The 19,389-nt window shown below is 51.3% G+C and carries 20 protein-coding genes; 9 read left to right on the top strand and 11 right to left on the bottom strand.

Annotation, left to right across the window (positions count from 1 at the left end; all coding sequences use genetic code 11):
* Nucleotides 1–37: 37 nt before the first annotated feature.
* Together LPW40_RS05355 and LPW40_RS05350 are read right to left on the bottom strand one after the other, a co-directional pair.
* Nucleotides 38–1,612 carry a glutathione ABC transporter substrate-binding protein gene (locus tag LPW40_RS05355; RefSeq protein WP_230821200.1) on the bottom strand — a complete coding sequence of 525 codons (1,575 nt, stop codon included), beginning with the start codon at nt 1,610–1,612 and terminating at the stop codon, nt 38–40.
* Nucleotides 1,613–1,722: 110 nt separating this feature from the next.
* Nucleotides 1,723–2,160: an SRPBCC family protein gene (locus LPW40_RS05350; protein WP_230821199.1), complete on the bottom strand. Its 438-nt coding sequence runs from the start codon at nt 2,158–2,160 to the stop codon at nt 1,723–1,725.
* Nucleotides 2,161–2,302: 142 nt separating this feature from the next.
* Between LPW40_RS05350 and LPW40_RS05345 the strand changes: the two genes are divergently transcribed.
* The gene (locus LPW40_RS05345; RefSeq protein WP_230821198.1) at nt 2,303–2,725 is read left to right on the top strand and encodes a GNAT family N-acetyltransferase; all 423 of its coding nucleotides are present in this window, start codon (nt 2,303–2,305) and stop codon (nt 2,723–2,725) included.
* Nucleotides 2,726–2,755: 30 nt separating this feature from the next.
* Here LPW40_RS05345 and LPW40_RS05340 read toward each other — a convergent pair whose 3' ends face one another.
* From LPW40_RS05340 to LPW40_RS05325, 4 genes are all read right to left on the bottom strand, one after another.
* Complete coding sequence (locus LPW40_RS05340; protein WP_230821197.1) at nt 2,756–3,649, bottom strand: YitT family protein; 894 nt, start codon at nt 3,647–3,649, stop codon at nt 2,756–2,758.
* A 93-nt stretch (nt 3,650–3,742) separates the two neighbouring features.
* A complete protein-coding gene (locus tag LPW40_RS05335; protein WP_230821196.1) occupies nt 3,743–4,624 on the bottom strand; it encodes a diacylglycerol/lipid kinase family protein in 882 nt (293 codons plus the stop codon).
* A gap of 118 nt (nt 4,625–4,742) precedes the next feature.
* Nucleotides 4,743–6,239 carry a pyruvate kinase gene (locus tag LPW40_RS05330; protein WP_230821195.1) on the bottom strand — a complete coding sequence of 499 codons (1,497 nt, stop codon included), beginning with the start codon at nt 6,237–6,239 and terminating at the stop codon, nt 4,743–4,745.
* A 42-nt stretch (nt 6,240–6,281) separates the two neighbouring features.
* Nucleotides 6,282–6,689, bottom strand: coding sequence for a hypothetical protein (locus LPW40_RS05325; protein WP_230821194.1), 408 nt, complete (start codon nt 6,687–6,689; stop codon nt 6,282–6,284).
* 117 nt (nt 6,690–6,806) lie between these two features.
* Between LPW40_RS05325 and LPW40_RS05320 the strand changes: the two genes are divergently transcribed.
* A complete protein-coding gene (locus LPW40_RS05320; protein ID WP_230821193.1) occupies nt 6,807–7,202 on the top strand; it encodes a VOC family protein in 396 nt (131 codons plus the stop codon).
* Between the two features lie 39 nt (nt 7,203–7,241).
* On the opposite strand, the gene LPW40_RS05315 is transcribed toward LPW40_RS05320, so the two are convergent.
* The 3 genes from LPW40_RS05315 to LPW40_RS05305 form a co-directional block, all read right to left on the bottom strand.
* Complete coding sequence (locus LPW40_RS05315; RefSeq protein WP_230821192.1) at nt 7,242–7,382, bottom strand: hypothetical protein; 141 nt, start codon at nt 7,380–7,382, stop codon at nt 7,242–7,244.
* A 346-nt stretch (nt 7,383–7,728) separates the two neighbouring features.
* Complete coding sequence (locus LPW40_RS05310) at nt 7,729–8,517, bottom strand: class I SAM-dependent methyltransferase (RefSeq protein ID WP_230821191.1); 789 nt, start codon at nt 8,515–8,517, stop codon at nt 7,729–7,731.
* A gap of 84 nt (nt 8,518–8,601) precedes the next feature.
* Nucleotides 8,602–9,066, bottom strand: a complete 465-nt coding sequence (locus LPW40_RS05305) for a DinB family protein (RefSeq protein ID WP_230821190.1) — start codon at nt 9,064–9,066, stop codon at nt 8,602–8,604.
* An 83-nt stretch (nt 9,067–9,149) separates the two neighbouring features.
* Between LPW40_RS05305 and LPW40_RS05300 the strand changes: the two genes are divergently transcribed.
* The gene (locus LPW40_RS05300) at nt 9,150–9,320 is read left to right on the top strand and encodes a hypothetical protein (protein WP_230821189.1); all 171 of its coding nucleotides are present in this window, start codon (nt 9,150–9,152) and stop codon (nt 9,318–9,320) included.
* Nucleotides 9,321–9,394: 74 nt separating this feature from the next.
* A complete protein-coding gene (locus LPW40_RS05295) occupies nt 9,395–10,873 on the top strand; it encodes a DHA2 family efflux MFS transporter permease subunit (RefSeq protein WP_230821188.1) in 1,479 nt (492 codons plus the stop codon).
* A 39-nt stretch (nt 10,874–10,912) separates the two neighbouring features.
* Here LPW40_RS05295 and pepT read toward each other — a convergent pair whose 3' ends face one another.
* Entirely contained in the window at nt 10,913–12,136 is a 1,224-nt protein-coding gene (pepT, locus tag LPW40_RS05290) for a peptidase T (protein ID WP_230821187.1), read from the bottom strand.
* A gap of 106 nt (nt 12,137–12,242) precedes the next feature.
* On the opposite strand from pepT, the gene LPW40_RS05285 reads away from it, so the two are divergent.
* Nucleotides 12,243–13,283, top strand: coding sequence for an LLM class flavin-dependent oxidoreductase (locus tag LPW40_RS05285; RefSeq protein ID WP_230821186.1), 1,041 nt, complete (start codon nt 12,243–12,245; stop codon nt 13,281–13,283).
* Nucleotides 13,284–13,766: 483 nt separating this feature from the next.
* Here the strand turns inward: LPW40_RS05285 and LPW40_RS05280 are convergent, their stop codons facing one another.
* The gene (locus LPW40_RS05280; protein ID WP_230821185.1) at nt 13,767–14,819 is read right to left on the bottom strand and encodes a D-alanine--D-alanine ligase family protein; all 1,053 of its coding nucleotides are present in this window, start codon (nt 14,817–14,819) and stop codon (nt 13,767–13,769) included.
* 243 nt (nt 14,820–15,062) lie between these two features.
* Between LPW40_RS05280 and surE the strand changes: the two genes are divergently transcribed.
* The 4 genes from surE (at nt 15,063) to LPW40_RS05260 (ending at nt 19,328) form a co-directional block, all read left to right on the top strand.
* Entirely contained in the window at nt 15,063–15,833 is a 771-nt protein-coding gene (gene surE / locus LPW40_RS05275) for a 5'/3'-nucleotidase SurE (protein WP_230821184.1), read from the top strand.
* A gap of 98 nt (nt 15,834–15,931) precedes the next feature.
* The gene (locus LPW40_RS05270; RefSeq protein ID WP_230821429.1) at nt 15,932–17,653 is read left to right on the top strand and encodes an ABC transporter ATP-binding protein; all 1,722 of its coding nucleotides are present in this window, start codon (nt 15,932–15,934) and stop codon (nt 17,651–17,653) included.
* Nucleotides 17,654–17,687: 34 nt separating this feature from the next.
* Nucleotides 17,688–18,542 (top strand): prephenate dehydratase, encoded by an 855-nt coding sequence (locus LPW40_RS05265; RefSeq protein WP_230821183.1) that lies wholly within the window; start codon nt 17,688–17,690, stop codon nt 18,540–18,542.
* 72 nt (nt 18,543–18,614) lie between these two features.
* Nucleotides 18,615–19,328 (top strand): gamma-glutamyl-gamma-aminobutyrate hydrolase family protein, encoded by a 714-nt coding sequence (locus LPW40_RS05260; protein WP_230821182.1) that lies wholly within the window; start codon nt 18,615–18,617, stop codon nt 19,326–19,328.
* The last annotated feature ends 61 nt before the right edge of the window (nt 19,329–19,389 follow it).

The raw sequence follows: 19,389 nt of genomic DNA, 5'->3' as shown, positions 1-19,389 counted from the left end.
TTCAACCATAAAAATTCAACGATATAGGAAGTTTTTATTATTTTTCCAAATCTTTCAAATATGGGAAACTGCTCGGATACTGGTAATATCCGGACAAGTCCTCATTCAGCCCGGCCAGCAGCACGGAGTGGTATACAGGGACGAGCGGCGCTTCGTCGACGATGATCTGCTGGGCATCTTCATAAAGTTGCATCCGTGCCTCTTCATCCGTCTCGGTCCTCGCCTCATCGAGCATCGCGTCGACTTCCTCGTTCGCATAACGCGTCCGGTTGCCCGGTGCACCCATATTATCCGAATGGAACATCGGATAAAGTCCGTAATCCGCATCGAGCGTCACCGTGCCCCAGCTGCCCATGAAGATATCATGATTGCCGTTCGCGGTGTATTCCTGATAGGCACCCGACTCCATCTGGTTGATTTCCAGATTGATGCCGAGCTCTGAAAGCTCACCCTGGATGAATGTCGCAATGTCCTCATTTGTCCTGTCGTTCACCACGATCTCTGCAGAGAATCCGTCACCGTGCCCCGCTTCTTCAAGCAGTTCCCTCGCCGCCTCGACATCATGTTCAATCGGTTCGATGTTCTCACTGTAGCCGTTCACCGTCGGGTTCAGAGGCGTCGTTGCGACTTCCGGGATGCCTTCAAGCATTTCATTGATGATGGCCTCCTTATCGATCGCCATCGCGATTGCACGTCTGACGTCCGGGTCATCGAACGGCTCCACTTCCGTATTGAAGCCCATATAAGTCATGTTGGCACTTTCGTTCTGCTCGACATAAGTGCCGTCGGTACTGTCGATCTGCTCCACATCACCCGGGTTCACCGGGTAGATCAGATCCGCATCCCCTGTGGAGAGTTCGGCGATCCGCGTCGCGTCTTCAGGGACGGTCTTGAATGTCACGCCGGCAGGATTCGCAGGCTCGCCCCAGTAATCTTCATTCCTGACGAGTGTCACGTGATCCCCTTCGACGATTTCATCAAATTTGAAGAAGCCCGTACCGACCGGATTCCTGTGCACTTCAGTCAGCGGATCCCCGCCTTCTTCCATCTGCGCGTAATCCTCATCGATCACTTCCTTGCTGATCATATGCCCGCCCGGATGTGCGAGGTGTGCAGGGAGTGCCGCAAAAGGCTCAGCCGTATGGATATGCACTGTATAATCATCAATGACTTCGACTTCGGAAATCTCCGTAAATAAAAATTCAAGCGGTGCACCGACCTCTTCATCGCGCACGCGGTCCAGGTTCGCCTTCACCACTTCGGCATTGAATTCGCTGCCGTCATGGAAAGTGATGTCCTCGTGCAGGACGAATTCCCAAGTCGTATCTTCAATCTGTTCATACGACTCGGCAAGCCCCGGTTCAAGTTCCAGATCGTGATTGAGCCTCACCAGTGTTTCGTAGATGTTCGTCATGACATAAAGGGAATAACCGTCATTCGCTGCATGCGGATCCAGTGAGCTCGGCAGCGATAACAGGCTGAAGTTGATATGCTCACCCTCACTCTCCTCCGCTGACTCCCCGCCATCTGCAGCCTCTTCGACCCCGCTGTCATCCGCGCAGGCGGCAAGCATCAGTAACGCGCCAAACAATAACATGTATAACTTTTTCATATATAAAACCCCTCCTTATATTCATTGATATTATACATAGTATCGAACTAGGAATAAAGATAATTTTCACTTTTTCACTTCAAATAAAAAAATAAGCCGTCATCTACGGCTTATTTCTCTATATGGTCCACCAGGTTGTCCATGCTGCGGTTCATGATGAGTCCGATGACGGGTTTCATCGCGCCTGCGAGCACTTTTGCCCTTGTTTTTGCGTTGCGCAGTTCCGCACGCACTGAGATGTCCACGCCGCCGTTGTTCGGCACGACCGTGAAATGCGTGATCACATCCCCCTGTCTGAACCTTGAGCGGACGGCGATTTTCCGGTCATCGGCGTATTCGACGACTTCACTGCGGAAGCGGTATGTCTTTCCTTTGACGCTCAGCGTCGTGAGGAACTTCGCCCCTTCCTCCCTTTTTTCAGCGGTGCTGTACTCGATCCTGTCGATGATGCCGAAGACTTCCTGCAGCTTACTATCGTCATTGATGAATTCAAAAACTTCTTCAGGGGTCGCCGAAACGTCCCATTTCTGATAATTGTAGATTTCCATATATGATTCACTCTTTCCTGGTTGTTATAGGGTTCTCCGTCAATATACCCAATTATAAGAAACATATTTTGAAAACACAATTATTCTTTCATTTTTCAGAACATTCCATTATGATGAATTTATTGAAGAGGAGTGGGACGTCATGATTCATCTTTCTACAGAGAGAGGCATTTCAAAAGAGGCTTTGCTGGAATTTTATTCCGCAAAACAGATCAAAAAGTATGAGAACCGGGATGATGCGCTGTACGAGGCGGTCGTGAATTCGGATTACATCGTGACGGCCTGGGACGGCCACAGGCTCGTCGGGATCATCCGTTCATCCGGGGACCATATCTTCACACAATACATAAACAATATCCTGATCCATGACGACTACCTTACGAAGGGCATCGGCTCGAAGATGATGGATATGTACCTCGAGGAGACCCGGGAAGTCATGGACCTCTACATGATGTCGGGCAGGAAGGTCGCAAAGGCCTTCACCATCAACTGGTTCGAATACCGGGGCTTTAAAAGGGTCGCCGAAGTCGAAGGCTTCCAGGTCTTCCACAGGAGACAGAAATGAAAAAAGACAGGTTCCCCTGTCTTTTTTGCTTTATATGAAGTAGTTGCCGAGCACGCTGTTCACATCATGCACGACGACGAAGGCATTTTCATCGTACCGCTTGATGAGCCGCTTCAGCCGCGTCAGCTGGGATTTGTTGATGACGACATACAGTACGTCCTTATCCTTCTGCGTATAAAATCCGCGCCCGTTCATGATTGTGACGCCGCGCCGGATTTCCGTATTGATCATCTTGCCGAGCACTTCCGGCTTCTCGCTGATGATCGTGATCGCCTTCTTCGGGTTCATACCTTCTATGATGAAATCCATCACCTTCGTCGCAACGTACAGTGCAATCACCGTGAGGAGCGCCTGCTCGAGCGTCATCACGGTAAGGCCGATGGCCACGACGATCAAATCGAAGAACAGCAGTGCATACGAGACGTTGACATCGAAATATTTGTTGGCCATACGGGCAAGGATCGTCGTTCCGGCAGTCGTCGAACCGATGCGGATGATGAGCCCGATGCCGAGGCCGATGAAGAGGCCGCCGAACACGGTGTTCACAAGGATCTCACTCGACTGGATCTGCCAGTCTTCCGTGATCCAAAGCATGAGCGAAGTCATCGGGATGGTGATGATCGTATAATACATCGCCCGCTTGCCGAGGTACCTGAATCCGACGATCAGTATGAGGAAGTTCAGCACGAAGTTACTGAGTGCCGTCGGAATCTCATATGCATAGAACAGGATGATCGCAAGGCCGATGAAGCCCCCTTCGCCGAGGTTCCCGGCAATCATGAATGAGTTGACACCTATTGCGAATAAAAAAGATCCTACGATGATCGTGATGAAATTGATGATCGTCTGCTGCGTGATTTTAGGGTTGAAAGAAATCTTCTTCTTTTCAAAATTCGTCTCTTTAAGCTTTTTCCTGATCTTCATCGGGCCGCCTCCTCCGTAATAATTATCACCGCTATAGCATATAGCTTTTAGTATAATATTTCAATATTTGGAGGAGAAGTTTAAGTATTCCCACTACTTCGGATGCTTCATCAGTAAGACTGCACCCCGCGCCACCGAAATGTCCATATCCCTGTAATCATAGCGGTCACCGTCTATGTTCATGTGCGAGAGGCCGGCCGCACTGATTTCAGCCTTTTCGGCCGTGAGGTAGGTGACCTTTTCATGATCTGTAAGGTTGCCCTTGACTGCGAGAAAGATGAGATGGACGGCTTCAAATACATTCACCGGTTCGATGTTGATGATATGGAGCAGGCCGTCATCCGCCCCCGCTTCTTTGATGAGCCGGCCGAGGCTCCCGACCGACCGCAATTTTGAGACGATCGTAAGCACGGAGGCGGAGTGCACTTCCGCATCAGGGGTCTTTATTGTCACGCTGTATTTTTTTAAGCGGAGGAGCATTTTGATGCCGGCGAAGAGGTATGCGAGGCGCCCGGTCTTATGTTTGATGCGTGCATCCACTTCGGCAAAAGCCGTCATGAATGCCCCGAGCGCAACCAGGTAGCTTGCATGCCTGTCATTCAATCTGATGATGTCGATCGGGACCGGGACGGCGGTCCCGAGCTGCCGGATCGCTTTTTTCGCATCGAGCGGGATGCCGTGGACGCGGGCGAGGTCGTTCACCGTGCCGGTCGGGATGACGGCGATGGGAATCTCAAAACCTTCCTTCAGCACCGTGTTCATCACCTCACTGATCGTGCCGTCGCCTCCGACGGTCACGATGAGATCTTTATCTGCAGCATACTCCGAAACAATCCCCTCCGCCCCGCTTTCCGGTGTCGTCTTAACCATCACTTCGTAGCCGGCAGCATTCAACTGTTGGATCAGTGCTGCTTCGATCCCGTGTTTTTTGGACTGCCCGGATTTCTTATTATGTACAAGCAGTGCCTTCTTCATGTCATCCCGCCTTTCCGTCTGTATTACACAAAAGTTTACCAGAATTTGATCTTGGAAGGCGGCTTTCATCCAAATAAAACAGCAACCAAATCAAAAAACACAACCCCGGAGGGTTGTGTCAGAACTGCTGCTCCGCGATGTTCAACGCACGGAGCATCGATGTCTTCTTATGATGGTGGTCTTCGAACTTCCTTAAGATGTCATCGACTGCCCGGACGCCGTGCACGATATAGTCACCCTTGTTCAGCATGATGCATTCAGCCCTTGAGCCGGCGACGACATCGGAGATCTCCGAGCGGGTCGGTATGCCGCTCTTGACAAGCGATTCCAGCACCTGTGTCGCCCAGATCACCGGTGTATGCCCGGCTTCACAGATCCACAGGAGCTCTTCCTGTATCTCGCTCAGCCGCTCATAGCCGATTTCGACCGCGAGGTCGCCGCGTGCGACCATCACGCCGAATGGTCTTTTTGCGCTGGCGCTCACGATGATCTCAGGCATGTTGTCGATCGCCTCGACCGTCTCTATCTTGGCGACGATGGGCAGGTCCGCCCGTTCTCCCTCGAGCACCTCTTCAAGCGCCGCTTCGATCGTCTGCATGTCATACGCCGATTTGATGAATGAGAATGCGATGACATCCGCATGCTTTGAGACGAACTCCAGGTCCTTATAGTCTTTTTCAGTGAGCACCGAAAGGTCGAGCTCGTGGTCAGGGAAGTTGATGCCCTTTTCGGTTTTGACCCTCACCCCGTTCTCCTTGACCACCTTCGTCGTTTCACATATCAGCCCCTCATCCCTGATCTCCACGACTTCGGCTTCGATATGACCGTCATCCAGCTTGATGAGCTGGCCTTTATCCACTTTCTTCAGCACTTCGGGCACCGTCGTATTGATCGCGATCTCGACACCGGCCGACAGTGTCATCGCTTCCTGGTTCGATAATAAAAACTTCTCACCGACATAGAGTTTCGGGTTCCTCTTGGAGGTCAGCAGCGTCTTTACGCGGATCTTCGGTCCGCCGATGTCCATCAGCACCCTGCATTTCCGGCCGCTCTCCTTCGAAGCTTCCCTGATATTCTCTACCATCCTGCCCCAGATGTGTTCATCGTCATGTGCGCAGTTGATGCGTGCCATATCCATTCCCGCATCGATCAGGCCGCGGACGAGCTTTTTATCTTCGGCGGCTTCGGTCGGCATCGTCACAAGCACATGCGTGTTCCGGTCATCCACCGCATCGCCGAAAATTTCTGCGGTGTGGTTGTTCAATAAGTTGTAACGTTCTTCAAACGTCTGCATCGAGTGGTAGTCGATATCCGGATCTTCAAGTTCCGTATCGGTGATGAGGCTCATCGTCTTGCAGACGGCATTCAGCGTGCCCATCACATCGGCCTCCAGCCTCCCGAGGGAGGATACACCCCAGGGAATCAGCTCCTCCTGCAGATGACGCATATCTTTCTGCCTGAACGCCATATAATACGCGAGGTTCCGGGCACTCACCCGGTAGGATTCCCGGATATCATATTCCTCCCAGGAACGGTAGAGTTTCTCACCATCCGTCAAGACCCGCTCCCTCACTTTGAGCATCTCTTCCATTACATCGACAGCTTTTTTACGCATAACCATCCTCCCTTGCATTAAAGTAAAAATCCGGCTATCCATCTAATACCCGCTTTTATGCATATAATATATCAATTCGAAATAACCGATGTGGAAAATGGCCCATAGTATGAAGCCGATGCTGTTATCTGAAATTGATATGGCCCCGATCCACTGCAGGATGAAATACAGTGCCACGGTGATGAGGAGCATCATGATGACCACCGGCAAATACCACCACCGCTTATGGACATGGACGGTCTTCAATATGAGCGCAATGATGATGGAGGTGATGAGGTGCAGCAGTATTTCCGTCATCAGGCTCAAGGAACCGGCATATATGAAGTCGATGTCGAGCAGCAGATCCATCAGCCTGATGCCCGTCAGCATTTGAATATAGGCAAAAAACAACAGCAGCGCCAGTCCCGTGACTGTGCCGATAATGACACTTGAAATTAGAATTCTGATCATTTTTACGTCCCGATTCTTTACAGATTATATAGGAAATTTCCAAACTGACAATGCGTCAAGTTTATTAGTAGTATACCATATATGCATGCAGTAAAATAACTTACAGGCGGTGAGAACATGAAGTCATTTTTACCTTTTCTGACATTCAACGGCAATGCGATGGAAGCACTGACTTTCTACAAGGATACCTTCCATGATATGGAGGTTGAATTCCTGCAGGAATTCGGGAAGGAGACACCCGGACTCGAAGGGAAGATCATGCAGGCGGTGGTTTCAATCGGCCGGCAGCGGCTGATGATCGGTGACAGCCGGACTCCAGAGGAGTTCAGCTTCACACCGAGCATGTCATTCTATATCGAATGCGGGAGTATGGAAGAAGCGGAGATGTATTACAGAAAGCTTAAAAAGGATGGCGCGATACTGATGCCTATGGATGAGTACGGTCCCGGCAGATATTTCGCCTTCGTCCAGGACCGCTTCGGCCTGTCATGGCAGCTCAATTTCATAAAATAAAAAAAACCGTCCCTCTTCTTTTCAGGGACGGTTCTCTTATTACAGGCTGATGATGCTGACGAGCCGGCTCGCGAACGATTTTTTCGGCGCTTTCTTTTTATCCAGCTTTGCATTGTTCATCGCAATGTTCTTATACTCCTGAACTTTCAGGTCTGCTGAGTAACGGTCTGTTGCAAACATTAAATCCACACTCCTAATTTGAAATTTATTTTATACACAGAGGTCTTCCACGACTTATCTTCAATTACTATGATAACAGTAGTATCAACGTTTCTCAAATTATATGTGATTAAATTCATAAAGTAAATCTATTTAAAATAATTTGAAAGTTTAATAATTATTTATTTATTTCGTCATTTTATTTCATCCGGAAACCGGCATTATGCATAAACTCATTGAATCTGCATGCATATGCAGGATGTTTCCGTTTTCATGTATAACTTTCTTTTTTCAATCTTTTTACACTTTTCGAATACGTGAAAATGACAAAAAAAAGAAGCATGTTCTGCTTCCCGGTCTGCAATATTCAACTTCTGTTCTTAAGGATGGCGACATTCATCTCATGTCCGATCCTATATACATCATCTTCATATTTATCTTTCAGATGATCGCTGATCTTCTTCAAAGTCTTCCTCCGGTGCTTCGGCTTAAATGGAACAAGGCTGGAAATCGGGCTGAGATGGTCGATCCACCCTTCGTGAGTGAACTCCACCTTATAACTCCGTTTATATAAATCTTGTATGTCGAATTGGTACTCCTGCCATTCTTCTATCCATTCAAGCGGAAACCCGGTGATCAGTCCGTCATTTTCCCGTTTATGTATTTTTGATTTGACCTTATATTTCTTGGCACATTTCCTGATCACCTTCACCGACTCCTTCACCGTTTCCGATGAATCGGCAAAACCAAAATCCACGATGATCAAATAACCATCAGGCTTTAAGATCCTCTGCACTTCTTCAAGCACTTCCCGCCTGTCGAACCAGTCCCATGATCTGAGCGAGATGGCGATATCGAAGGTCTTCGCCGGAAGGCCTGAATTTTCGGCAGATGACAGATTGAAGTTGACTTTGTTGTTGTCTTTGAACATCTGCTCAGCATGGCTGTAAAATTCCACTGAAGGTTCAACGGCATCCACGATGCCGCCCCTCGCGCTCAGCTGCGCACTTAAAAAACCCGGGCCCGCACCAAAATCTGCGATTTTGGCATCCCTGAACTCAATCCCCCTGGTTTCCAGGCCCGGCAGAAGCATCTCGGGGAGGTCATTGAGGTATTTTATATATTCATCTGCAACGGCATCATACATCGTCTTCATCTCTCTCACCTCTTACATTTATAATAGCATCATTAAGATTGTTATAAAAATGTAAAAGTCATATGGATACCGTAAATTTTCATTTTAATACTGGTTCTCAAGGAGGCGTTTCATTTCCTGGATTTTCCCGGCGTGGAGACTTTCGTGCAGCATGGCGAATCCAGCACGCTCATAGCTCATCGTCATGCCTAGGAAAGGCTCATCCATTTTCTCCTCCAGCTGTGCCTCGGTGACACTCTCATACTCACCCGGCTGGCGCTCAAGGACTTCCTTGATCTCCTCGATGGACGGTGTCCCTTCATCGAAATCATCAGGGCTTGTGCCGGTGCCGAAATACTTGTTGAATGCATCCGCCGTCGTGCTGTCCTTACCGAGAAGCCTGACGAGTTCAGTCTCAAAATTTGCGGCCACATGCCCGTACTGCCAGTACAGATTGTTATTGAATCCGGCCGGCACGATGTCCATAAGACTTTCATCCGTATCCTCCAGATGGTAATTCACCCATCCCCTGACCGTATTCAACTGGAATGTAAGTAACTCTTTTTGCATAATGATCCCTCTTTCTTTAAAATTGATAATGGTATTTCCTTATATTATACCTTTTTTATATATTGATGCCAGGAGGTTTATACATGACAAAGACTTTATTGGTGCTCATCCTGATGGCGGTGCTGGTCCTTGTGTTCGAATTCGTGCTTGGATTGTTCCCGCTCACTGCAGGCTACAGCATTCCGCTCTCCCTTCTGCTCGGCGTGAGTCTGGGCTTTTTCATATACATTCAGATTGATAACCGGATCGGCTAGACGGTTTGAATCGCTTGCTTATTTCGATAATCGGAATATAATAATATGTATTCTAATTTAGGGGATATGTATTTATGTCAGCACAACACGAGAAAAAGGCGGATTACAGATTAATCATCATACTGCTTTCCGGTGCATTTGTTTCTTTTTTATCCAATACATTTTTAAACGTCGCACTGCCTTCGATCAAAGATGAGTTTGACGTTTCCACTTCCACGGTCCAATGGGTCACCACCGCCTATATGCTCGTTTCGGGTGTCGTGGTCCCGACGACCGCTTTCCTGATGCAGAAATTCAGCGCCCGGAAATTATTTTTGACGGCACTGCTCCTGTTCCTTGCAGGCACCATCATCGCCGGGTTTTCCCCGACGTTCGGCGTCCTGATCCTCGGCCGGATGATACAGGCTTCGGGGTCCGCGATACTGATGCCGCTCCTGATGAACGTGATGATCACGAGCTTCCCGCCTGAAAAGCGCGGTACGGCCATGGGCGTATTCAGCCTTGTCATGTTCTTTGCGCCGGCGATCGGACCGACATTATCCGGTTTCGTCGTCCAGACGCTTTCGTGGCACTGGCTCTTCTACATGATGATTCCGGTGCTGCTCATCGTTCTTGCGGTCGGATATTTCCAGCTGCCTGAAATCAGCAATAAATACAACGCCAAAATCGATATTCCATCGGTCATCCTGTCGACCATTGGATTCGGCGGCATACTGTACGGATTCAGTGCAGCCGGGAACAGCGGCTGGCTGTCACTCGACGTCATGCTGACGCTTCTGATCGGCATCATCACGACTTACTTTTATGTCATGAGGCAGGTCAGGATGGATGACCCGATGCTCGACTTCAGGGTCTATACTTTCCCGATGTACCGCCTCTCCGCGATCATCATCGGCGTAAACAACATGGCGCTGTTTTCCGGCATGATTCTGATGCCGATCTTCCTGCAGGACATCCAGGGCGTCTCCCCGCTCGAGACCGGGCTTTTATTACTCCCGGGCGCTCTGATCATGGGGCTGCTGAGTCCACTGTCGGGTAAGCTGTTCGATATGTTCGGGCCGAGAGTCCTCGCAGTCATCGGACTCGCGCTTGCAGCCTCGACGACGTTCTTCTTCAGCCAGCTTGAAATCAGCACCGGATTCGGATACCTGCTCACGATTTATGCGATACGCGCATTCGGGCTGACGCTCGTGATGACTCCCGTGATGACGAACGGGATGAACGACCTGACTCCTGAACTGACGCCGCACGGTTCATCGCTCAACAGCATGCTCCAGCAGGTCAGCGGCGCCGTCGGCACGGCCCTGCTCATTTCGATCATGCAGAGCTGGAGCAACTTCAGGATTGCAGGCATCCCTGATCCATCACCCGAGCAGGTGAACCAGGCGATGCTTGACGGGATCAACCTGTCATTCTTCATCGCATCGATCCTGCTCTTCATATCGATGATACTGTCCTTCTTCCTGAAACGCGTCACTGCACGCTCCAACATATCACAGGGCGGCGCGAGGGTGAGGATGGTCGATAAGGACGAACTGCCTGAGGATAAATAAAAATGAGGTTCCGGAATCCGGAACCTCATTTTTTTATGTTCACTGCTGATGTGCAAGTTCTGCGATTTTGATGATGACGCGTGCCGCCATCTCCATGTCGTCGGCCGATGCGTATTCGTATTTGCCGTGGAAATTCTCCCCGCCGGTGAAGATGTTCGGTGTCGGCAGCCCTTTATATGACAGCTGGGAGCCGTCCGTGCCACCCCGGACCGGTGCAATCACCGGCGTGATGTTCAATGACTCCATCGCCCGCTTCGCGTTGTCGACGATGTACATCTTCGGCTCGATCTTATCCCTCATGTTGTAGTACTGGTCATGCATATCTAGGTGGATGCGGTCTTCGCCGTATTTCTCCTGCAGGATCTTCACATTCGTCTCCATCAGTATTTTCCTCGCTTCGAAGTTCTCCTTATCGAAGTCCCGGATGATGAACTGTGCCGTCGATTTTTCCACATCACCGCCGAGGTTCACAAGATGAATAAAGCCCTCGTACCCTGAAGTGTGCTCCGGTGTGTCGGACTCATCGAACATTGTCGCGAGTTCCGCCGCCATCCTGCCGGCATTGACCATCTTGCCCTTCGCCGTGCCCGGATGGACGCTGTTGCCGGTGAAGGTGACTTCCGCCGCTGCGGCATTGAAGCTCTCAAACTGGAGCTCCCCGATCGGTCCGCCATCCACCGTATAGGCGTATTCTGCGCCGAACGCTTCGACGTCGAACTTGTGCGGCCCCTTGCCGATTTCCTCATCCGGCGTGAAGGCGATGCGGATCTTGCCGTGCCTGATATCCGGATTGTCTTTCAAATACTCCACCGCGGTGATGATTTCGGCGATGCCTGCCTTATTGTCCGCACCGAGGAGCGTCGTCCCGTCCGTCGTGATGAGCGTGTGGCCGATATACCTTTTGAGTTCGGGATATTCATCCGGCGACAATACGATGTTTTTCTCCTTATTCAAGACGATGTCCCCGCCTCCGTATTCGACACGCTGCGGATTGACGCCCGTCCCGGTGAAATCCGTCGCCGTATCGACGTGGGCAAGGAAGCCGATGACCGGCGCATTTTCCACATTCGCAGGCAGTGATGCCATCAGGTAACCGTTGTCGTCAAGCGTGATTTCCTCAAGCCCGATTTCCTCAAGCTCACTTTTCAGTGCGTTCAATAAATCCCACTGCTTCGAGGTTGAAGGCGTCGTCTCGCTCTTTGCATCGGACTGTGTATCAATTTTTGCGTAGCGCATCAGTCTTTCGATCAGTTTCTCTTTCATTGCTGTCCACTCCAATTGTATTTAAGATTTCTTTATAGGCACTATCATCTCCATTTTAACATGCACATGATAAAATGATGTAAAAATGACGGAGGTATTTTATTTTATGGAACTCGGAATCAACACTTTCGGCGACACGATATTCGACCCGCAGACCGGCAAAACGATCACGCATGGTGAAAGGCTCCGGAATATGGTGGAGGAAATCGAGATGGCGGATAAAGTCGGCCTCGACATATTCACGGTGGGCGAACACCATAGGGAAGACTACGCCGTCACTTCACCGGACGTCGTACTTGCGGCGGGCGCGGCACGGACGGAAAACATCCGCTTATCAAGCGGTGTCACGGTATTGTCATCCGACGACCCGGTCAGGGTATATGAAAGGTTCGCGACCTTGGACGGCATTTCAAACGGCCGCGCGGAAATCATGGCGGGACGCGGCTCGTTCATCGAGTCCTTCCCGTTGTTCGGCTACGACCTGGATGACTACAACCAGCTGTTCGATGAGAAGCTTGACCTTTTATTGGAACTCCAGAAAGGCGGCAAGATCAACTGGCAGGGAGAGATGCGCGCACCTTTAGAGAATGTGGAGATCTTCCCGAGACCTGTGCAGGACGGGATCCCGATATGGATCGCAAGCGGCGGGACCCCGCAGTCTGCAGCGCGGGCGGCCCAGCTCGGCCTGCCGCTTGTACTCGCAATCATCGGCGGCAGCCCCTACCAGTTCCAGCGGGTCGTCGACTTCTATAAACAGATCGGCGTGCAGGCGGGACATCCGCCGGAGAAACTCCGGGTCGCGACCAACAGCCACGGTTTCATATGGGATACGGATGAAGAGGCGAAAGATCTGTTCTTCCCGGCTATTTCACAGGCGATGACGAACATCGGCCGCGAGCGCGGCTGGGGTGCATACTCGCGTGAAAACTACGAGCGGATGATCGAACCCGACGGCGCCCTCTACATCGGCAGCCCCGAGACCGTCGCGGCGAAGATCGTCGACCTCAGGAAACGCATGGGCATCACCCGCTTCACCCTGCAGACCCCCGTCGGCACCATGCCCCACGAGCAGGTGCTCCGGACAATCGAACTCTTCGGCACAAAAGTCGCCCCGCTCGTCCGGGACGCCGTCAAAGATATAGAATGAAAAAAGAGGCCCGAAGGCCTCTTTTTTGTGTTGTGGGTTTAGATTGGCGCGCTTGGTCCGGATGGAGGCACCGGTGCTCGCGCGGCTGTCCGGGTTTTGTCTCTGAGTCCGGATGGAGACCCCGGTGTTGACGTGACTGGCCGGGTTTTATTCTCCTGCATGATCTTTAATCGCAACCTTCACTGCAAAGCTGGTGCAACCCTGCGAATCCACACCCAAAATTCGCAACCTTCACTGCAAAGACGGTGCAATCTTGCGAAATTACACCTGAAATTCGCAACCTTCACCGCGAAACCCGCGCAACCTTGCGAAAACACACCCGAAATTCGTAACCTTCATCGCAAAACCCGCGCAACCTTGCGAAATCACGCCCGCAATTCGCAACCTTCACCGCAAAGCCGGCACAACCTTGCGAAATCACACCTGAAATTCGCAACCTTCACCGCAAAGCCGGCACAACCTTGCGAAAGCGCACCCCAACTTCTACAGGAAGTCGGTCGTGAGGCCTGCTTCCAGCTCGTGGCGTTCGAGTGCGAGCGCAATCAGGCGGTCGACGAGCTCGGTGTAGCTCACGCCCGAGGCCTCAAGCAGCTTCGGGTACATGCTGATGCTTGTGAAGCCCGGGAAGGTGTTGACTTCGTTGACAAAAATCCGCCCATCCTCCAAAAGGAACATGTCGACCCGCGCCATGCCCTCGCAGTCGAGCGCCCCGAAAGTCCTCAGCGCCACATCCTGCAGATTCAGGACCGTCGCCTCATCGAGCTTCGCCGGGATTTCCAGCCCTGCCCCGTTTTCGTCGAGGTACTTGGAATCATAGGAATAAAAACCATCGTCCGGGATGATCTCACCCGGAACGGAAATGAACGGGTCGGCGTTGCCGAGCACGGATACTTCGACTTCGCGTCCCTGCAGGGCGCTCTCCACCATCACTTTCGTATCGAACTTGAATGCAAGTGCGAGCGCCTTGTGGAAGCTCTCCTCATCCGTCACTTTGGAGACGCCGACGGATGACCCCTGGTTGACGGGTTTTACAAACATCGGCAGGCCGAGCTTCGCCTCCACCGCGGCAAAGTCCACATCATCCTTTTCATGATGTTTGAAGAGGACGGATTCCGCGACATCGATGCCTTCCAGCTTCAAAAGCCGCTTCGTCATATCCTTGTCCATGCATACGGACGAACTTCTGACGTTGCATCCGACGTACGGGATTTCCGCAATCTCAAGGAGACCCTGCACCGTGCCGTCCTCGCCGAATGTGCCGTGCAGCACGGGAATGACGACATCGAGCCCGTCCAGTCCCTCAAGCTGTCCCGACGGCCGCACCGCAAGTTTCCGGGCATCCGCATCACCACTCAAATCCCTGATCTCCGCGCTGTCCGGTGCAAGCAGCCACTCCCCGTCCTTCGAGATGTGGATCAGGTTCACATCATATTTCTCCCTGTCCAGCACCGAAAGGATGCTTGCCGCCGAACGCATCGAGACTTCATGCTCCGTCGATCTGCCGCCGTAAAGCAGGCCGATATTCAATTTCGTCATAAGAACCACTCCAGATTTTTATCGATTTCCATGCATTTCATACAAAACTTTTCTAAATCATATTATCATATCGGCCGGCCCCAGTCGCTTTTTAAACGAAATAAACATCGCTGTAAATTCAATCTGCATATAAATTTACAATATGTAATTGCAACTTCACAAAAAATTAATAATCATGCTTTACATTGAGGATGAGGCAAAATATTTACATATCAATTACCGCTTTAAGGAAGGATGTTTTATTTGAAAATACTAGTCACCAATGAAGACGGCATCTTTTCAGCCGGTGTGATGGCTTTGAGTGAACTGCTCACACATTTCGGGGAAGTGACGGTCATCTGCCCGCAGAATGATGACTATATCGATAATGTAAAACCGTCGCTCAACCGGCCGCTCAGCCTGAAGCGGGTCGAATATCCGGACGGCATCAATGCCTTCACGATCAACGGTTCGCCGTCGGACTGCGTGAAGCTCGGCATCGAGGAGATCACGGACGGCTTCCCGGACTTCGTATTCTCAGGGATCAACCTCGGGGCGAACGTCGGCCGCGACGCCTTCAAGTCCCCTTCCACAAGGGCCGTCGAGGAAGCGTACCTGCACGATATACCGGCTGCGGCAATCGCCATCGATGAATACAGGGCCTGCAACGTCAACTTTTCCAAAATAAAAGAAACCATATACGAACTGTTATCCTCACTCATGGCCGGACGCCTCCCCAGCCTGTCGGCCTTCAACATCAACATCCCGAATGACGTGAAGGCGAATATCCGGGGGACGAAGGTGCTGCCGATGGATGCGGACGCATCGAAATACCGGTTCAAGAAACTCATCTCACTCGATTCGGAGATTTTTTATTTCCTGGAGGATGCCAACAGCTTCCCTTCGAATAAACGCTCCGACCTCTTTTATATACAGCAGAATTACATCACGATCTCCCCGATCGTGGTCAGGAATACATGTGAAAGTGAGCTCGAGGACTACCGTTCCTTGTTCGCCGGCATCACCGGGGGATGAAGACACCTGCAGAAGCAGGTGTTTTTTTCATTTCCGGTGTCAAAATACCCGGCCGGCCGTGCTATAATGATAGGCATGATTATATAGTAAAAGAGGTCATGCCGGTGCGGAAGTTCTTTTCTTATTATGCGCCTTATAAGTTATTGTTCTTCACGGATTTCTTCAGCGCGGTGCTCGTCGGCCTGCTGGAGCTTGCATTCCCGCTGATCGTCAACCTGTTCATCGACGAACTGCTGCCTTCCAGCAACTGGCGGTGGATCATATTCGCAGCCGCAGGGCTCCTGCTCATCTATGCGTTCAATACGTTCATGCAGTTCGTCGTTACATATTGGGGCCACATGCTCGGGACGAACATCGAGCGGGACATACGGAATGACTTGTACGGTCATATCCAGCGCCTGTCCTACCGCTTCTTCGACAATACGAAGACCGGAAAGCTCCTGACCCGCCTGACAAATGATCTGATGAACGTCGGCGAGATGGCGCACCACGGGCCCGAGGACCTGTTCATCGCCGTGATGACTCTCCTCGGCGCTTTTGGTATCATGTTATCCATACATGCAGAACTCGCGGTGATTTCATTCATCATCGTGCCGTTCATACTGATCATCGCGATCTACTTCAATAAAAAGATGACGGTCGCCTTCAGGGAGCTGTTCTCCCGCGTATCGGACTTCAACCATATGATCGAGGACAAGATCGGCGGCATCCGTCTCGTCCAGGCATATGCGAACGAAGAGCGTGAAATGGACAACTTCAGACGCCTGAATGAAGCGTTCAGGGCAACAAAGCTGAAGGCGTACAAAATCATGGCGCTGAACAACTCATCGACATACATGCTGATGCGCCTCGTGACCGTGTTCATACTGATCGCCGGTGCCTACTACACGATGCAGGGCGAGCTCACATTCGGCGAGTTTGCGGCTTTCATACTGATTTCGAACATACTGTTCAAGCCGCTCGAGAAGATCAATGCGGTCATCGAGCTGTATCCGAACGGCATCGCAGGCTTCAAGCACTTCACTGAAATACTGAGGGAAGTGCCGGATGTCGAGGAGCGTGATGATGCGGTTGAACTGCGCAATGTAAAAGGCCATATCGAATATGAGGACGTGACGTTCGGCTACGAGAACAAACATATGCTAGAAAACATTTCACTCACCATCCGGCCGGGCGAGACGGTCGCCTTCGTCGGCCCGAGCGGCGCCGGCAAGACGACGCTCGCATCCCTCCTCCCCCGCTTCTATGATGTGACGGGCGGAGGCATCAAAATCGACGGCACGGATATACGAGACTACACTTTGTCATCGCTCAGGCAGAATATCGGCACGGTCCAGCAGGACGTATTTTTATTCTCAGGCACCCTCAGGGACAACGTCGCCTACGGCAAGCCAAACGCGACGGATGCGGAAGTGTATGCAGCGCTTGAAAAGGCGCAGCTGAAATCACTCGTGGACAGTTATCCGAGAGGTCTCGATACAGTGGTCGGCGAACGCGGCGTGAAACTGTCCGGAGGACAGAAGCAGCGCATCTCGATTGCGCGGATGTTTTTGAAGAATCCGCCGATCCTCATACTCGATGAGGCGACGAGCGCGCTCGACACCGCAACCGAGCTCGAGATACAGAAGGCGCTGAACCGCCTGTCGGAAGGCAGGACGACACTCGTCATCGCCCACCGCCTTGCGACGATCAAAAATGCGGACCGCATCATGGTCGTGAACCGGGACGGGATTGCGGAAAGCGGCACACATGAAGAGTTGGTAAATATAAATAATGGACACTACAGGGCGCTGCACGATGCCCAGTACAGATTTTCGTAGATGGACGCTTGCGTCCGATTAAGGAGAGGTAAAAATGATCATTGGCTATCAAGGTGTTGAAGGCAGCTATTCGACAGTGGCCTGTAAAAGTTTTGCTGAAGGCAGAGATTATGAAACTAAAGGATATATGACATTCAAACTGCTGGTCGAGGCCCTCGAGAACAGGGAGGTCGACTACATCGCACTCCCTGTGGAGAACTCGACGAGCGGCCCGATCACAAGGACGATCGACCTGATGAAATACTTGAATATGGAAGCGGTCAGCGAGGTATACGTGAAGATCGACCATGCCCTGATCACAAAGAACCCGGTCGAGCCGTCGGAGATCACGAAAGTGTACTCCCACCCCGAAGCGCTCGAGCAGTGCTATACGTATTTGAGCGGCTACCCGAACATCGAGGTGCTTGAATATCCCGACACTGCAGGCGCCGTGCGGATGGTGAAGGATTCGCCGGACGAGACGATTGCGGGCATCGCGGGCCGCCATGCCGCAGAGCTTTACGGCATGACCGTCATCCGGGATAACATCAGCGACAATCCGCTGAATACAACGCGGTTTTTATTCTTCAAGAATAAGAACGGCAGCTCACCGGACTTCAAGGACAAGACGTCACTCTACATCGAAACGGACCATAGCACGGGCTCACTGCATGGGATTTTGAGCATCTTCAAGGAAAATGATGTGAACCTCGTCTACCTCATGTCGAGGCCAATCCAGAACAGGCCGTTCTCATACGGTTTCTTCATAGACGTGGAGAAAGGCATCCAGGAAGCGGGTCTCGCCAGGGCGCTGGATGAAATCACCCGGAGGGGTGCCTACGTCAACATACTCGGCAGTTACGAGCAGGGTAAAATCCCCGCCTACGAGAATATATCCGGCAATAATTAGCCCCGTGGATTAATATATGCGGTAAAGGGTAATAGTTGGTGTACAAACCACTTTTTAAAAGAGGAGATCATTATGACATTACCCATTATCGGCATCACGACGGAAGTCGTCGACGGCGACCATCTGGAACTGAGCGCGACTTTCATCTATTCGATTTCAAAACTCGGCGGCATCCCGCTGCTCCTGCCGAAAGTCGAGGACAAAGAAGTGATCAAGGGGCAGCTCGAGCATATCGATGCGCTCTTCCTCACCGGCGGGAATGACATCAATCCTGCGACATACGGCGAGAACCCGCATCCAAAGCTTGAAAATGTCGAGGCCGGCCGGGACGAGTATGAACTTGAACTGATCCACCTCGCACTTGAAAAGGACCTACCGATACTCGGCATATGCCGCGGCAGCCAGCTTTTGAACAGTGTGGCCGGCGGGACAATGTATCAGGATCTGGCTTCGGAATACGGCGAGGGGCTGATCCAGCACAGGCAGACTTCGAACAGGGATTTTTTGAACCATAAGATAGAAATATTCGAAGGGACGAAGCTGCATGACATCACCGGGGTGACGGAGATGTCCGTCAACAGCTTCCACCATCAGGCGAACCATGATATCGGCGCCTCGTTCGAGGTCGCAGCCGTGGCACCGGACGGCGTCATCGAAGCAATTGAAAGCAGGGAGCATGATTTCGTCATCGGACTCCAGTTCCATCCGGAGGATGCATTTGAATTCAATGAACCTTCCAGGAAGATTATTGAAGCTTTCATCAATGCCGCCGGCAAGAAGAAATAAGACCTCCGGGTCTTATTTTTTTGCCCCGATTCCGGGGTTGGCCGTGATACCCGGAGTGTGC

Origin of the sequence: Salinicoccus halitifaciens, assembly GCF_021026095.1 — a bacterium.
Lineage (GTDB): Bacteria > Bacillota > Bacilli > Staphylococcales > Salinicoccaceae > Lacicoccus > Lacicoccus halitifaciens.
This window is presented reverse-complemented; position numbering and strand designations above follow the sequence as displayed.

Excerpts from the sequence above, each read along its gene's own strand:
- LPW40_RS05355 (WP_230821200.1), bottom strand. The coding sequence starts at position 1,612 with ATGAAAAAGTTATACATGTTATTGTTTGGCGCGTTACTGATGCTTGCC.
- LPW40_RS05350 (WP_230821199.1), bottom strand. The coding sequence starts at position 2,160 with ATGGAAATCTACAATTATCAGAAATGGGACGTTTCGGCGACCCCTGAA.
- LPW40_RS05345 (WP_230821198.1), top strand. The coding sequence starts at position 2,303 with ATGATTCATCTTTCTACAGAGAGAGGCATTTCAAAAGAGGCTTTGCTG.
- LPW40_RS05340 (WP_230821197.1), bottom strand. The coding sequence starts at position 3,649 with ATGAAGATCAGGAAAAAGCTTAAAGAGACGAATTTTGAAAAGAAGAAG.
- LPW40_RS05335 (WP_230821196.1), bottom strand. The coding sequence starts at position 4,624 with ATGAAGAAGGCACTGCTTGTACATAATAAGAAATCCGGGCAGTCCAAA.
- LPW40_RS05330 (WP_230821195.1), bottom strand. The coding sequence starts at position 6,239 with ATGCGTAAAAAAGCTGTCGATGTAATGGAAGAGATGCTCAAAGTGAGG.
- LPW40_RS05325 (WP_230821194.1), bottom strand. The coding sequence starts at position 6,689 with ATGATCAGAATTCTAATTTCAAGTGTCATTATCGGCACAGTCACGGGA.
- LPW40_RS05320 (WP_230821193.1), top strand. The coding sequence starts at position 6,807 with ATGAAGTCATTTTTACCTTTTCTGACATTCAACGGCAATGCGATGGAA.
- LPW40_RS05315 (WP_230821192.1), bottom strand. The coding sequence starts at position 7,382 with ATGTTTGCAACAGACCGTTACTCAGCAGACCTGAAAGTTCAGGAGTAT.
- LPW40_RS05310 (WP_230821191.1), bottom strand. The coding sequence starts at position 8,517 with ATGAAGACGATGTATGATGCCGTTGCAGATGAATATATAAAATACCTC.
- LPW40_RS05305 (WP_230821190.1), bottom strand. The coding sequence starts at position 9,066 with ATGCAAAAAGAGTTACTTACATTCCAGTTGAATACGGTCAGGGGATGG.
- LPW40_RS05300 (WP_230821189.1), top strand. The coding sequence starts at position 9,150 with ATGACAAAGACTTTATTGGTGCTCATCCTGATGGCGGTGCTGGTCCTT.
- LPW40_RS05295 (WP_230821188.1), top strand. The coding sequence starts at position 9,395 with ATGTCAGCACAACACGAGAAAAAGGCGGATTACAGATTAATCATCATA.
- pepT (WP_230821187.1), bottom strand. The coding sequence starts at position 12,136 with ATGAAAGAGAAACTGATCGAAAGACTGATGCGCTACGCAAAAATTGAT.
- LPW40_RS05285 (WP_230821186.1), top strand. The coding sequence starts at position 12,243 with ATGGAACTCGGAATCAACACTTTCGGCGACACGATATTCGACCCGCAG.
- LPW40_RS05280 (WP_230821185.1), bottom strand. The coding sequence starts at position 14,819 with ATGACGAAATTGAATATCGGCCTGCTTTACGGCGGCAGATCGACGGAG.
- LPW40_RS05270 (WP_230821429.1), top strand. The coding sequence starts at position 15,932 with ATGCCGGTGCGGAAGTTCTTTTCTTATTATGCGCCTTATAAGTTATTG.
- LPW40_RS05265 (WP_230821183.1), top strand. The coding sequence starts at position 17,688 with ATGATCATTGGCTATCAAGGTGTTGAAGGCAGCTATTCGACAGTGGCC.
- LPW40_RS05260 (WP_230821182.1), top strand. The coding sequence starts at position 18,615 with ATGACATTACCCATTATCGGCATCACGACGGAAGTCGTCGACGGCGAC.